At 70.1% G+C, this 13329-nt stretch carries 14 protein-coding genes; 9 read left to right on the top strand and 5 right to left on the bottom strand.

Annotated elements, in window-relative coordinates:
- Positions 1-30: 30 nt before the first annotated feature.
- The gene (locus CCN37_RS11550) at positions 31-1473 is read right to left on the bottom strand and encodes an APC family permease (RefSeq protein WP_256388036.1); all 1443 of its coding nucleotides are present in this window, start codon (positions 1471-1473) and stop codon (positions 31-33) included.
- Between the two features lie 152 nt (positions 1474-1625).
- Here CCN37_RS11550 and CCN37_RS11545 point away from each other — a divergent pair, with 152 nt between their 5' ends.
- Positions 1626-2792 (top strand): ROK family transcriptional regulator, encoded by a 1167-nt coding sequence (locus tag CCN37_RS11545; RefSeq protein ID WP_086820728.1) that lies wholly within the window; start codon positions 1626-1628, stop codon positions 2790-2792.
- Here CCN37_RS11545 and CCN37_RS11540 read toward each other — a convergent pair whose 3' ends face one another.
- The 3 genes from CCN37_RS11540 to CCN37_RS11530 are packed head-to-tail and all read right to left on the bottom strand — an operon-like array spanning position 2793 to position 4824.
- A complete protein-coding gene (locus CCN37_RS11540) occupies positions 2793-3107 on the bottom strand; it encodes a nucleotide pyrophosphohydrolase (protein ID WP_086820727.1) in 315 nt (104 codons plus the stop codon).
- A 49-nt stretch (positions 3108-3156) separates the two neighbouring features.
- The gene (locus tag CCN37_RS11535; protein ID WP_086820779.1) at positions 3157-3897 is read right to left on the bottom strand and encodes an ABC transporter permease; all 741 of its coding nucleotides are present in this window, start codon (positions 3895-3897) and stop codon (positions 3157-3159) included.
- 18 nt (positions 3898-3915) lie between these two features.
- Positions 3916-4824, bottom strand: a complete 909-nt coding sequence (locus CCN37_RS11530; protein WP_086820726.1) for an ABC transporter ATP-binding protein — start codon at positions 4822-4824, stop codon at positions 3916-3918.
- A gap of 206 nt (positions 4825-5030) precedes the next feature.
- Here CCN37_RS11530 and CCN37_RS11525 point away from each other — a divergent pair, with 206 nt between their 5' ends.
- The 8 genes from CCN37_RS11525 to CCN37_RS11490 are packed head-to-tail and all read left to right on the top strand — an operon-like array spanning position 5031 to position 12491.
- Positions 5031-7034 (top strand): sensor histidine kinase, encoded by a 2004-nt coding sequence (locus tag CCN37_RS11525; RefSeq protein ID WP_168200627.1) that lies wholly within the window; start codon positions 5031-5033, stop codon positions 7032-7034.
- Positions 6986-7642: a response regulator transcription factor gene (locus CCN37_RS11520; RefSeq protein ID WP_086820724.1), complete on the top strand. Its 657-nt coding sequence runs from the start codon at positions 6986-6988 to the stop codon at positions 7640-7642. Before CCN37_RS11525 ends, CCN37_RS11520 begins: the two co-directional genes overlap by 49 nt.
- Positions 7643-7671: 29 nt before the next feature.
- Positions 7672-8511 carry an SDR family oxidoreductase gene (locus tag CCN37_RS11515; protein ID WP_086820723.1) on the top strand — a complete coding sequence of 280 codons (840 nt, stop codon included), beginning with the start codon at positions 7672-7674 and terminating at the stop codon, positions 8509-8511.
- A gap of 29 nt (positions 8512-8540) precedes the next feature.
- Positions 8541-8774, top strand: a complete 234-nt coding sequence (locus CCN37_RS11510; RefSeq protein WP_143261560.1) for a hypothetical protein — start codon at positions 8541-8543, stop codon at positions 8772-8774.
- Between the two features lie 38 nt (positions 8775-8812).
- Positions 8813-9952: a sensor histidine kinase gene (locus CCN37_RS11505; protein WP_086820721.1), complete on the top strand. Its 1140-nt coding sequence runs from the start codon at positions 8813-8815 to the stop codon at positions 9950-9952.
- Positions 9949-10629, top strand: a complete 681-nt coding sequence (locus CCN37_RS11500; RefSeq protein WP_086820720.1) for a response regulator transcription factor — start codon at positions 9949-9951, stop codon at positions 10627-10629. Before CCN37_RS11505 ends, CCN37_RS11500 begins: the two co-directional genes overlap by 4 nt.
- Positions 10630-10638: 9 nt before the next feature.
- Positions 10639-11856: a sensor histidine kinase gene (locus CCN37_RS11495; RefSeq protein ID WP_246842953.1), complete on the top strand. Its 1218-nt coding sequence runs from the start codon at positions 10639-10641 to the stop codon at positions 11854-11856.
- On the top strand, positions 11847-12491 hold the full coding sequence (locus CCN37_RS11490) for a response regulator transcription factor (protein WP_168200626.1): 645 nt from the start codon (positions 11847-11849) through the stop codon (positions 12489-12491). The genes CCN37_RS11495 and CCN37_RS11490 overlap by 10 nt, the downstream gene beginning before the upstream one ends.
- Here CCN37_RS11490 and CCN37_RS11485 read toward each other — a convergent pair.
- Positions 12476-13120 (bottom strand): DedA family protein, encoded by a 645-nt coding sequence (locus CCN37_RS11485; RefSeq protein WP_086820777.1) that lies wholly within the window; start codon positions 13118-13120, stop codon positions 12476-12478. The two genes, CCN37_RS11490 and CCN37_RS11485, sit on opposite strands and share 16 nt — an antisense overlap.
- Between the last annotated feature and the right edge of the window lie 209 nt (positions 13121-13329).

Genomic DNA, 13329 nt, shown 5'->3' with positions numbered 1-13329 from the left:
AGCAGGTGTCCCGAACCGGGCGGGACATAGTCACGGCTTGCTCAGGAACTCCTCGCGGATCTCCTTGGGACCGAAGGGCCACGACCGCTCGCGACGTGCCCAGACGAGGAACGCGACCACGCCGAGCCCCACCCATCCGAGGGACAGCATGAACTGGTTGATCCCGGTCCCGGGGATCTCCTGCTGTCCGGAGTGGACGTACACGAAGCCCCAGCCCAGCAGCGCGACGACGCACGGGACCGGGTAGAGCCACTGGCGGTACGGCCGCGCCAGGTCCGGTTGCCGCTTGCGCAGCACGACCAGCGCGAGCACCTGGGCGATCGACTGCACGAGCACGAACACCGCGGTCAGCATCGCGATCACGGTGGCCAGGTCCAGCAGCGAGCCGATCGCGGTCACCACGCCCATCGCCAGCAGGCCGGTGTGCGGGAAGTGCAGGCGGGGGTGCAGCTTGCCGAACCAGGACAGGAACACGCCGTCCTTGGCCGCGTTGTACGGCACCCGGGACCCGCCGAGCAGCCCGGCGAAGACCGACGCGAACGCGGTCACCACGACGAGCGCGGTGAGGATCTGCGCGGCGGTGGTGCCCCAGTTGTGCTCGACGACGGTGGACGCGATCGGGCCGGGCTTGGCGGCCTCCTCCCACGGCAGCACACCGAGGATGCCGACCTGGAGCACGAAGTACAGCGCCATGATCCCGAGGATCGACAGCACGATGGAGCGCGGGATGTTCCTGCCCGGATCGCGGATCTCCGCGCCGAGGTAGGCGCTGGTGTTGTAGCCGAGGTAGTCGTAGATGGCGATCATCAGGCCCGCGCCGAGGCCGAGCCAGAACGAGCCGCCGTCCAGCGAGAACGCGCCCGGGGTGAAGGTGAACGCCAGCTCCGAGTGCCAGTTCGAGTACGCCGCGATGATCACCGCGAAGACCGACACCAGCATCACGCCGAACAGGCCCGTGGTGAGCCGGGTGATCTCGCCGATCCTGCGGTAGAGCAGCAGCACGACCAGCGCGACCACGCCGATCCCGACCGCGTGCCCGGTGAACGTCGTCGCCCCGTCCGCGTCCACGAGACCGGGCACCAGGTACCCCAAATACGTGACGAGGCCGATCACGCCCGTCGACATGATCAACGGGATGAACAGCATCGCCGTCCAGGTGAACAGGAACGGCATCAACCGCCCGGTCCGGTACTGGAACGCCTCGCGCAGGTAGAGGTAGGTGCCGCCGGCTCCCGGCATGGCCGCGCCCAGCTCCGCCCAGACCAGGCCGTCGGCCAGCACGATCACCGCGCCGATCAGCCAGCCGAACATGGCCTGCGGCCCGTTCATCGCGGCGATCATGCCCGGGATCGTGATGAACGGGCCGATCCCGCACATCTGCGTCATGTTGATCCCGGTGGCCTGGAGGAGCCCGATCCTGCGCTCGAACCCCGGCTCCGGAGAACCGGAGGACGGTGGGGAGACACCTGCCACGACGAACCTCCTGGGCCTATTTTGGAAGACTTCTTAACATAGGCTGTGGGGGAAGGGAATCCTCCGCTCGTGCGGTGCGCTGCATAGACTCCCGTGGTTCTCGGACGAAAGAGCAGGTCGCCTTGACCCCACCCCTCGGCACCCCGTCGAGCATGCGCACGCTCAACCAGCGCGCCGTGCTGGAGCGGCTGCGTCAGACCGGCTCGGCCACCCGGCCGCGGATCGCGAAGGACACCGGGCTGTCCAAGCCCACCGTCGGCCAGGCCCTGCTCGGGCTGGAGGAGGCCGGACTCGTCCGCGCGGTCGGCCGGACCTCCGCCGGTCCCGGGCGCTCCGCCGTCGTCTACGAGGCCGACCCCACCGCCGGGCACGTGCTCGCCGTCGACATCGGCCGGGAACGCATCAGGCTCAGCGTGGTCGACCTCAGCGGCGCGCAGATCGCCAGCAGTGACGAGCGCAACCGCTGCCGCTCGGCCAGCTCGCTCGTGCGCACCGTGCGCAAGCTCGCCGAACAGCTCCTGGAGAGCGCCGACCGCACCCTGGACGACGTGGTCGCGAAGGTCGTCGGCAGTCCCGGCGTGCCCGATCGCGGCAACCGCGCGCTCCAGCACGCGCCGAACCTGCCGGGCTGGGGGCGCAAGGGCCTGCTCGACGAGCTCGAAGCCGAACTCGGCGCGGGCCTGGTCGTGGAGAACGACGCCAACCTCGCCGCGCTGGGCGAGCGGCAGCTGGGCGCGGCGCGCGGCGCGAACTCCTTCGTGCTGATCACCGTCGGCACCGGCCTCGGCATGGGCATCGTGGTGGACGGCAAGCTCTTCCGCGGCGCGAACGGAGCGGCGGGGGAGATCGGCTACCTGCCCTACGGGCACTTCGACGAGGCGACGCTGCTCTCCGGCGAGCTGTCCCCGCCGCCCGGCGGCATGCTCGAACGCGTCTCCGCCGCGCGCTCGGTCGTCGAGCTGGCCGCCGCCTTCGGCATGGAGGAACCCGAAAGCGCCCGCGAGGTCTTCGACGCCGCGCGCGCCGGTGACAGCAAGGCGCTGCGCGCGGTCGAGCTGATCGCGGTCCGGCTCGCCTACGGCGTGGCGTCGGTGTCCGCGGTGATCGACCCCGAGCTGGTGGTGCTCAGCGGCGGTGTTGGGCGCAACGGCGATCTGCTGCTCGACCCCCTCAACCGCGCGCTGCGGGGCTTCACGCCGCTGACGCCGCGCATCGTCGAGGGCGAGCTGGGCGAGGAGGCCGTGCTCTCCGGCGCGGTCGCGGTCGGGCTCGAGAACGCTCAGCGGCTGGTGTTCGACCGCCACTTCGGTGCGATCTGATCAGGCTGGGAAGCGCACTTCGTTGCGGTCCATCTTCGCGTGCGCGGCGACCAGCAGGTCGATGCCGCTCGCGTCCGCCAACTGCATCAGGTAGAGGAAGACATCGGCGGACTCGTCGGCGAGGCGCTGCTTCAGTGGCCCGTCGGCGAGGCCTTCGGTGATCTCGGCGTCGCTGAGCCACTGGAGCTCGGCGACCACCTCACCCGCCTCCCCGGCCAGCGCCATCGCGAGGTTCTTCGGCGTGTGGAACGGTTCCCACTTCCTGGCGGCGGCGAAAGCGCGCAGACGCGCGGAAAGAGCGGCGAGCTCGGACATGCCATCAAGGTAGACAGCTGTCCGGCTCGCCGCTCCGACCGGTCCGGTGTTACTCCCAGCGGAACCAGCGCGCCGCCGCGAACCCCGCGATCGCGGTGAAGCCCACCATCACCAGCAGGTGCAGCGGCTGCGGCCAGCCACCCGCCCAAGCCGCCTTGATCGCCTGGCTGCCCGCACCGAGCGGGCTGAACGAAGCGATGTTGCGCAGGAACTCCGGCATGGTCGGGCCAGGCGTCCACAGCCCGGCGAGGAAGGCCACCGGGAAGAACAGCAGCGAGCCGATCCCCGACGCCAAACGGCCCGACGTGGCGAGCGCGGCGATGAGCAGGCCGATCGCGAACACAGCGGTCGTGGCCAGCACCAGCGCGAGCACGAAACCGAGCGCGTTCGCGGGCAGCGCCAGGTCGAACCAGATCGCCCCGATGGCCAGCAGCAGCGCGACCGACAGCAGCGCCATCAGCAGGTGCGTGACCACCTGCGCGGTCAACAGGAAACCGGGCCGCACCGGCGTGGTGGCCAGCCTGCGCAGCACGCCCTTCTCCCGGTAGGAAGCCAGGATCGTCGGCAGCGAGCTGAGCGCCAGCATCGCCAGCGAGGTGGCGATCAGCGCGGGTGCGTACACCTCGATGAAGCGCTCGCCGCCCAGGTCCGGGTCGGGCGCGGCGAAGGACGGGATCGATCCGAAGATCACCAGCAGCAGCGGCGGCAGCGCGATGCCGAACACGACGGTCATCGGTTCCCGCAGGAAGAGCCGGAGTTCGGCGGCGGTGATGCGGGCAAGGCGGTTCATCGTCATGTCTCCTGTGTCTCAGCTGGCCAGCTGGCGGCCGGTCAGCGCCAAGAAGGCGTCGTCGAGGGTTGTGTGCTCGGTGCGCATGTCCGCCGGGGTGATCCCGGCCGCCGCCAGCGCCGCGGTGACGTGCGACAGCAGCTCCCCGGTGCCCGAGACCTGCACCTGGGGGCCGGTCCTGCGCACTTCGGTCACGCCCGGCAGGGCGGTCAGCACTGCGGTGTCGAACGGTCCGGTGACCCGGAAGCGCAGCCGCGTTCCGCTGTCCACCCGCGCGATGAGCCCGGTGGGGCTGTCGGTGGCGACAACGCGCCCGTCATCGATGAGCGAGAGCCGGTCGCAGAGGAACTCGGCCTCCTCCATGAAGTGCGTGACCAGCAGGACGGTGACGCCGCGGTCGCGCACCCGCTGCACGACCTCCCAGGTGTCCCTGCGGGCCTGCGGGTCGAGCCCGGTGGTCAGCTCGTCGAGCACGGCCACCTCGGGGTTGCCGACCAGCGCGAGCGCGATGGACAACCGCTGCTTCTGGCCGCCGGAGAGCTTGCGGAACTCGGTGCCGAGCTTGTCCGCGATGCCCAGCTGGTCGGCCAGCTCCCGCCAGTCGAGCGGATCGGGGTAGAAGGAGCTGTAGAGCGCCAGCGCCTCGCGCACCCGCATCCGCTCCGGCAGCTCGCTCTGCTGGAGCTGCACGCCGACCCGGGTGCGGACCTGGTCGCGGTCGCGGACCGGGTCCATGCCCAGCACGGAGATCGTGCCGCCGTCGGGCTTGCGCAACCCGATCACGGACTCCACGGTGGTGGTCTTGCCCGCCCCGTTCGGGCCGAGGATCCCGAAGATCTCGCCCTCGTCGACGCTGAAGGAGACGTCGTGCACGGCGATCTTGCCGGGGTAGCGCTTGTGCAGGTTGGTGACCTCGATGACCGGCATCTCGCCCGCCTTTCCGACTGTGCTGCGGTGACGGGGAAAACGCTAGGGACGCGGGGGGCCGGCCAGAATCCGTCTGAGTCCCGAGTGGGGGTGGGCCTAGCACCACCCCCTTCGTGGCCCTCGGCGGAATGCGTCGCCCCGGTGCGGCACCGCAGACTGAGCGCGTCGTTGTCGCAGTCGTTCGACCGAGTTGTCAGGAGCAGGCCATGGTGCGCAGGTACTTCGTCGCGATGGCGCGGGGCGTCGCCTTCGCGGGGCTCGCGCTGGCGGGACTGCTCGCGGGGCTGCTGCTGATCGTCGCGCTCGCCCCGGTCTTCGTCGGCCTGGTCTTCACGCACATGCCCGTTGTGGAGGGAACCCGTTTCCTGCCGAGGTTCGCGCGCCGCCTCACCGGCCGGTGGTCCACAGTGGACATTCCAGATCCGTACCGCCCAGCACCGGAACCCGTGCGACCCGAGGCGGACGGGTGGTACCGCGACGGCGACCAGCTGTTCAAGCACGGGTGGTGGCCGAACTACCAGAAGCGGTTCACCTGGATCGGCGAGGACCCCGCGACCTGGCGCGACCACCTGTGGATGCTGGCCAACGGCATCGTCGGCACCGTGCTCGGCCTGCTGCCCGTCGCCGCGCTCGGCTACGGCCTGTTCGGCCTCATCGCACCGTGGCAGCCGTTCGGAATCGCTTGGTACGCGGGCGTTCCCCTGGGCCTCGCCCCGCTGATCGGCCTGCCGCTCATGGTGCTCGGCGTGCTCTCCGCGCCACACCTGGTGACCGCGCAGTGCAGGTGGAACCGCCTGCTGCTCCGGGTGCGGCGCGAGCGCGGCGCCAGGTCCCGGCCACGCGTGTGGCTCGGAGATCGACTGCGCACCATCGGCTACGGCGCCGCCGTCGCGGCGTTCGGCGTGCTGGGTTTCCTGCTGTTCCTGGCGAACCTCATCGTGCTCGTCGTCAGCCAGTTCACCGGGATGCAGCCCCTCGTGTGGCCGCCCCTAGTCGAAGCCAGCCGCACGCTGCCCAACATGGCCCGCGCCCGGGTGAAGGAACTGCTCGGCGCGGAGATCCCGGACCCCTACCTGGCCGAGCCCCCGCTGCCCCGGCCCCGCCCGGACGGCAAGTACCAGGCCGCGCGTCACCTCTACCGCACCGCGGGCCCGGTGATCCGGCACGAGCGGTGGAAGTGGGTGATGACCGACCGGGCCACGTGGCGCGACCTCGCGTGGATGCTGCTGAACACCTTCGTGAGCCTGCTGCCGTTCCTCCCCGCCGTCCTGGCGTGCATCGGCACCTTCGGCTGGGTGCTCCCGTGGTTCTGGGAGCCGCTGCTCGCCTACTTCTTCGACAAGACACCGGAACCCGGCTACACCCTCGCCGACCTGCTGCTGCCGAAGTCGACTCTGCTCGGCCTGCTGCCCGGCTTCTTCGAGCTCGTGTTCGGTGTGCTGCTGACCGTGCTCGCGTTCGTCATCACGCCACGGCTGCTGCTGATCTACGCCAAGTGGAACAAGTACCTGCTCGCGCCCACCAAGTCGGCCCTGCTCGCCAAGCGCGTGCAGACCCTGACCGAGTCCCGCGCCGATGCCTCCGACGCCCAGGCTGCCGAACTGCGCCGCATCGAACGCGACCTGCACGACGGTGCCCAGGCCCGCCTGGTCGCGATGGGCCTGAAGCTCGGTGCCGCCGAGGTGCTCATCGACCGCGACCCCGCCGCGGCCAAGGCACTCGTCGCCCAGGTCCGCGAGGCGTCCTCGGTCGCCCTGCGGGAACTCCGCGACCTCGTGCGCGGCATCCACCCGCCGGTGCTCGCCGAACGCGGCCTCGTCGACGCCGTCCGCGCTCTCGGCCTGGACAGCGCGCTCGGCGTCGAGGTCACCGGCGAACTCCCCGGACGGCCCGAAGCCCCCGTGGAGTCCGCCGCCTACTTCGGCGTCTCCGAGGTGCTGGCCAACGCCACCAAGCACGCAGAGGCCACCCGCCTCGCGATCCACCTGGAGCACGACGGCGAACGCCTGCGGATCGTCGCCACCGACGACGGGCGCGGCGGCGCGGACCCGGCCAGCGGCAGCGGCCTGCGCGGCATCGAACGCAGGTTCGCGACCTTCGACGGTACGTTCACCGTCGACAGCCCGGTGGGCGGGCCGACCAAGGTGATCATGGAGTTGCCGTGCGCGTTGTCCTCGCCGAAGACCTCTACCTCCTCCGAGACGGCCTGACGCACCTGTTGCAGGCGCACGGTTTCGAGATCGTGGCGGCGGTGGAGAGCGGTCCCGAGCTCCAGCACGCGCTCACCGAGCACCGGCCGGACGTCGCCGTCGTCGACGTCCGGCTCCCACCGACCTTCACCGACGAAGGCCTCCAAGCGGCGCTGTCCGCCCGCCGCGAGGTACCCGGCCTGCCGGTGCTCGTGCTGTCCCAGCACGTGGAGCAGCTCTACGCAAGGGAGCTGCTCGCCGACGGCACGGGCGCCATCGGCTACCTGTTGAAGGACCGCGTGTTCAACGCCGAGCAGTTCGTCGACGCCGTCCGCCGCGTGGCCGGTGGTGGCACGGTGATGGACCCCGAGGTCATCTCGAAGTTGTTGGCCAGCAACGCTCGTGACGAACCGCTCGGCAAACTGACCGAGCGCGAGCGGGAGGTGCTGGAGCAGATGGCTGAGGGCCGCTCCAACGCCGCCATCGCGCAGCGGTTGTTCATCAGCGAGGGCGCCATCGGCAAGCACACCGCGAGCATCTTCACCAAGCTCGGCCTCGCGCCCTCCGACGACGACAACCGTCGCGTCCTCGCCGTGCTCGCCTACCTCAACGGCGCCGGCCCGAACTGATCTGCACCGCACCAGACCGGAGGAACCGCATGACCGACTCCCGCCCGGTCGCCCTGGTCACCGGCGCCAGCCGGGGGATCGGGTCCGCCATCGCCCGCGACCTCGGTTCCCGCGGCCACCACGTGGTGGTCAACTACCGCAGCGACGCCGAGTCGGCGGAGGCCACCGTGCGCGCCATCACCGACGCCGGCGGCTCCGCCCAGGCGATCGCGGCCGACGTCCGGGACGGCGACCAGGTGAGCGCCATGGTCGAGACGGTGCTCGGCGCCACCGGCCGGATCGACGCGTTGGTGTGCAACGCCAACATCCAACCGCCGTTCGTGGACATCCAGTCGTTGCCGTGGCAGGTGTTCCTGGACAAGGTCGGCGGAGAACTGGCCTGTGCCTTCCACATCACCCAGCAGGTGCTCCCCTCGATGAAGGACCGCGGTCGCGGTCGGATCGTGTACATCTCCAGCAGCGTCACCGGGAAGGCCGCGCCCGCGCTGCTCGCTCACGGCACGGCCAAGACCGCGCTGGAGGCGTTGATGCGCAACGTCGCCGCCGACGCGGGACGAGCGGGCATCACGGTGAACGCCGTCGCACCCGCGGCCGTCGCCACCGCGGCCACCGCCGACGTGCTGTCCCCGGTCTACCGCGAACACCTCGCGAGCAGGTCGGTGCTCCGTCGCGTGATGGAGCCGGACGACATCGCCCGAGTGGTCGGACTCGTCCTCGATGACGGTTTCGCCGCGGTGACCGGCCAGATCATCCGCGTCGACGCCGGGTTCGAGGTGCTGGCGCCGTCTGCGGTGGAGAACCCGCCACCGACGATCTCCACCCGCGTCTCCACCCTCGGGAGGTCCAGTCACCCCTGGTCGCCGACCTAGCGTTCCCCTCATCGGAGAAAGGGGAGAACGTGGAACACGTCATGGAGTTCTACCTGCTGCGGGTGGGAATCATCGCGGCGGTCGTCGTCGGACTGGTGATCCTGGGCATCGTCCTCCTGGTGGCGCTGAAGAAACTGGGACTGCTCGGACAGGCGAAGAACGTCGTCGGGCCGGTGCTCCAGCGCAGGAGCCAGGAGACTGGGCTCAAGGGCACGGTGGCCAAGGTGGTGCTCAACCGCCTCGACGATTCGCGCCCTCACTGACCAGTTCTTCACAGACCGCAGGCCGGGAGGGAACGGGAATGGCCGGAACTCGGGCGGCCGACCGGCTCGCGCCCAGCTGGCTCGTCGTCCAGGTGCTGGGCACGGTGGCACTGACCGCCACGGTCGTCACGGCGGTTCCGGCCCCGACCTGGCTGCTGCTGGTCTATCTGGCGAGCCTCGCGTGCTGGGTCCTCTGGCTGCTGTCGGCGTCTCGCTTGCCGCGCACCTCCCTGGGGTTGGTGGTGCTCGCGTCGTTGTTGCCCGCGCTCGTCGTCGGGGCGAGCGCGGACGGCACCGCGATGATCATGATGGCGGTGGTGCTCGGGCGAGTGGCCATGCTGCCGAGCGCGACCGTCGTGGTGATCGGGACGACCACCGCGCTGGACGCCGTGGCCGCGACCGCCAGCTGCCTCCTTCTCGACCGGCCACCGAGCCTGGCGTTCGGCGCCGTGGCCCTGTGCGTGTTCGTCACCTTGCTCGGACTGCACCCGCGTCACCACCAGATGCAGGCCGCGCATTCCCGCCAGCTGCTGGAGCAGACCCGCTTGGCCCAACGGGAACAGGCTCGCGCCGCCGCACTGGACGAGCGCACCCGCATCGCGAGGGAGTTGCATGACGTCCTCGCGCATTCCCTTGGCGCCCTTGGAGTTCAGCTGGAAGTGGCCGAAGTCCTGCTGACCGACAAGGGCGACGTCGACGGAGCTGTGCAGCGGGTCCGCCGATCGCGCCGGTTGGCGGCCGAAGGCCTTGCCGAAGCCCGTCGTGCGGTCGCCGCCCTTCGCGCCGACGTGGTGCCTCTCGCCGAGGCGATGACCTCGCTCGCCGAAGCACACCGTTCGGACCACGGCGTGGACGTCGCGATGGCATCCGAGGGAGAACCGCGCCCATTCTCCTCTGCCGCCACGGTGTGCCTGCTGGGCACCGTGCGCGAGGCACTGACCAACGCGGCCAAGCACGCTCCAGGCGCACCCGTCACGATCACCTTGAGGTACAACGACGCGGGCGTTCACGTCGAGGTCCGCAACGCACCCTCGGAGCGAGTCCCGACCACCGCCGTGGAGGCGGCGGGCTACGGCCTCACCGGGATGCGTGAGCGGGTCGCCCTTGTCGGTGGCAGTCTCACCACTGCGCCGACCGAGGACGGTGGTTGGCTGGTGACTGTGGAGGTCCCGGGGTGAACGAGCCGATCCGCGTGATCGTCACCGACGATCAGCAGGTCATGCGCGAGGGTCTGGTGGCGTTGCTGGACCTCCTTCCCGAGGTCGAGGTGGTCGGCGCCGCGAGCAACGGCCGCCAGGCAGTGGACCTGCTCGACGAGGTGGCCGCGGACGTCGTGCTGATGGACCTGCGCATGCCGGTCATGAGCGGTGCGGAGGCAACGCGCCTCATCGTGGAACGGCATCCGGAGGTCGCCGTGCTGGTGCTCACGACCTACGACGACGACGAATCGATCGCTTCTGCCCTGAGCGCGGGCGCGCGCGGCTACCTGACCAAGGACGCCGGTCGCGCCGAGATCGCAGCCGCACTTCGCTCGGTCACCGCCGGACAGTCCACTTTTGACACAGCGATCTCCCAGCGCTTGGTCGCCGCCTTCGCCGGTGACACCGAGGCCGCAGCGCTCCGGCGGCCCGCGGACGGACTGACACCGCGAGAGACCGAGGTGCTCGCCCTGATCGCTGCGGGGCTCGGCAACGGCGAGATCGCGAAGAAGCTCTACATCGGCGAGACCACCGTGAAGACGCACATCAACAACGCGTTCGCGAAAATCGGCGCTCGCAACCGCGCGGACGCGGTCCGCTACGCGTACCGGCACGGCCTCACCGCCGGAGAAGCAGGGGACCCCGGGCTCGGTTAGCCTCGCCCTGTGGGGGCTGATCTGGCCGGGCGGAGGACAACGCCCGAGGGCGTTCGCGGGTGGGGATCGGTCACCCTCGGAGTGTTGCTCGGGCTGCCGATGGCGTTGGTGGACCTGGTTTTCCTGCTGTGGGCGGGCCTGATGTCCGCGCCCGGCCTGATCTGGCCGGCACTGCGCCGATCGTCCACCGGAATGGTGCGTTACCGGGCGTGTGCGCTGGTTCGCTGGGAACGCCGACGCCTCGTGCGGTGGTGCGGCGCCGAACCGGGACGGGACAACGATGGACGCCGCGCGGTGCGCTACCTCGCCGCTCGCGCCCCGATCGGCCTGCTCGGAGGCTTGGTCGTCCTCGTCGGGATCTGGTACGGCGTCAGCTTTCTGCTGGTGTACCTCTACGTTCCACCCGGCTCGCCGCTGGAGGGCACGCAGGGCTGGGCCGTCCAGGCCGACCCGGACGACGCTCGCACCGTCGCCTACATGATCGCGTTGACGGGCATCGGCCTGATCGGCCTGTACGCCACGGCCCTCTTCACCTTCGCCCAGGTGGCGGTCGAACGCTGGTTGCTGCGCCAACTGCTCGGGCCGAGCGCGATCGAGGTGCTGGAGCGCAGGGTCACCCAGCTCTCGGTGAGCAGGGCCGAAATGGTCAAGGCCGTCAACGACGAGCGCCGCAGGATCGAGCGTGACCTTCACGACGGCATCCAGCAGCGACTCGTCGCGCTCGGCATGCTGCTGGGCCGGGTGCGCAGAGGGACGGACCCCGACAACGCGCAGGAGTTGCTGCGCCAGGCGCACGAGGAGTCGCAGCAGGCGTTGACCGACCTGCGCGAGGTGGCGTGGCGGGTGTACCCGAGCGCACTCGACGACCTGGGCCTCGCCGAAGTCCTCGCGGCGCTCGCCGAGCGCTCCGAGGTCCCGGTGCGGCTGCGCTACCTGCTTGAGGAACGCCTGGTCCCGTCGGTGGAGGCGGTCGTGTACTTCGTCGTGTTCGAGGCGGTGACCAATGCGGTGAAGCATTCGGGTGCCTCCAGTGTCGGGGTTCACGTCGGACGAGTTGGGGAAGAGATCGTGGTCATGGTCAGAGACGACGGGTGTGGGGGTGCCGATCCGGCCGGACGCGGGCTGAGCGGCCTCGCCGGTCGGGTCGCCGCGCTCGACGGCGAGTTCGTGCTGAGCAGTCCCGAGGGCGGGCCGACGGAGCTGCGGGTGATGCTGCCGTGCGCGTGATCCTCGCCGAGGACTCGGCGCTGTTGCGGGAAGGTCTAGTTCGTCTGCTGGCCGAGGAGGGCCACGAGGTGCTGGCCGCGGTCGGTGACGCGACCGAACTGCTCGCCCAGGTGCGCCAGCGGCAACCGGACGTGGTCGTCGTGGACGTCCGCATGCCACCGACGCACACGGACGAGGGCCTGCGCGCCGCCCTGGAGATCCGCCGCACCTGGCCCGGGGTGGGCGTTCTGGTGCTGTCGCAGTACGTGGAGAAGCGGTACGCGACCGAACTGCTCAGCACCGACTCCGAAGGCGTCGGGTACCTGCTGAAGGACCGGGTGGTGCAGGTCGGCGAGTTCCTCGACGCGCTGCAACGGGTCGCCGAGGGGGGAGCCGCCTTCGATCCCGAGGTGGTCCGGCAGTTGCTGTCCCGGACCCGCCACGTCGACCCGTTGGCGAGCTTGACGATCCGGGAACGCGATGTGCTCGACAGGATGGCGCAGGGACACACCAACAACACCATCGCCGAGCAGATCCACGTGTCCCGGAGCGCCGTGGAGAAGCACGTCAACGCGATCTTCGAGAAGCTGGACCTCTCGCACACCACGGGGTACAGCCGTCGCGTGCTCGCGGTCCTGCGCTATCTCGGTTCCTGAACCCGCCTGCGCTTCGACACTCGCGTCACCACGAACCAGATCACCACCAGGACGACCGCCGCGGCCACACCCTTCGACAGCACGCCCGCGTACTGCTCCACCAGTCCCCAGTTCTCGCCCAGTGTGTAGCCCGCCAGCACGAAGGCGGTGTTCCACACCAGGCTTCCCAGGGTGGTGAAGAACAGGAAGGTCGACATCCGCATCCGTTCCACGCCAGCGGGTACGGAGATGAAGCTGCGGAAGATCGGGATCATCCTGCCGAAGAACACGGCCTTCACCCCGTGCCGGGCGAACCACGCCTCGGTGCGGTCGATGTCCGCGACCTTCACGAGGGGGAGTTTCGCCGCGATGGCGCGGGTGCGCTCCCTGCCGAGCAGCGCGCCGACCGCGTAGAGGACCAGCGCGCCGACGACGGAGCCGAGCGTGGTCCACAGGATCGCGCCCACGAGGCTGAGACTTCCCTTGCTCGCGGTGAAGCCCGCCAACGGCAGGATCACCTCGCTGGGGAGAGGGGGGAACAGGTTTTCCAAGGCGATGGCGAGCCCCGCTCCGGGCCCGCCCAACGCTTCCATCAGCCCGATGGCCCAGCCGGTGATGCCGCCGGGTTCGGTGCTGGTCGCCAGGTTCATGACTTCGTCGATCACACCTACGACGCTAGGAAGCCCGGGCCGGGAAGTCGCTGAGGAAAACCATCCGAACCAGAGATGAGAACCACAGCGAAAGATTGAAGAAAACCTCAGTGCGCCTCGCTGCTGTACCGGCCCAGACTGGCTGAGGCGGACCGCTGTGCACGGATCACACAGCTGGTTCCGCCGGTCGGTCGAAGGTCGCGGACAGC

This window comes from Allokutzneria sp. NRRL B-24872 (assembly GCF_002155965.1).
Classification (GTDB): Bacteria; Actinomycetota; Actinomycetes; order Mycobacteriales; family Pseudonocardiaceae; genus Allokutzneria.
This window is presented reverse-complemented; position numbering and strand designations above follow the sequence as displayed.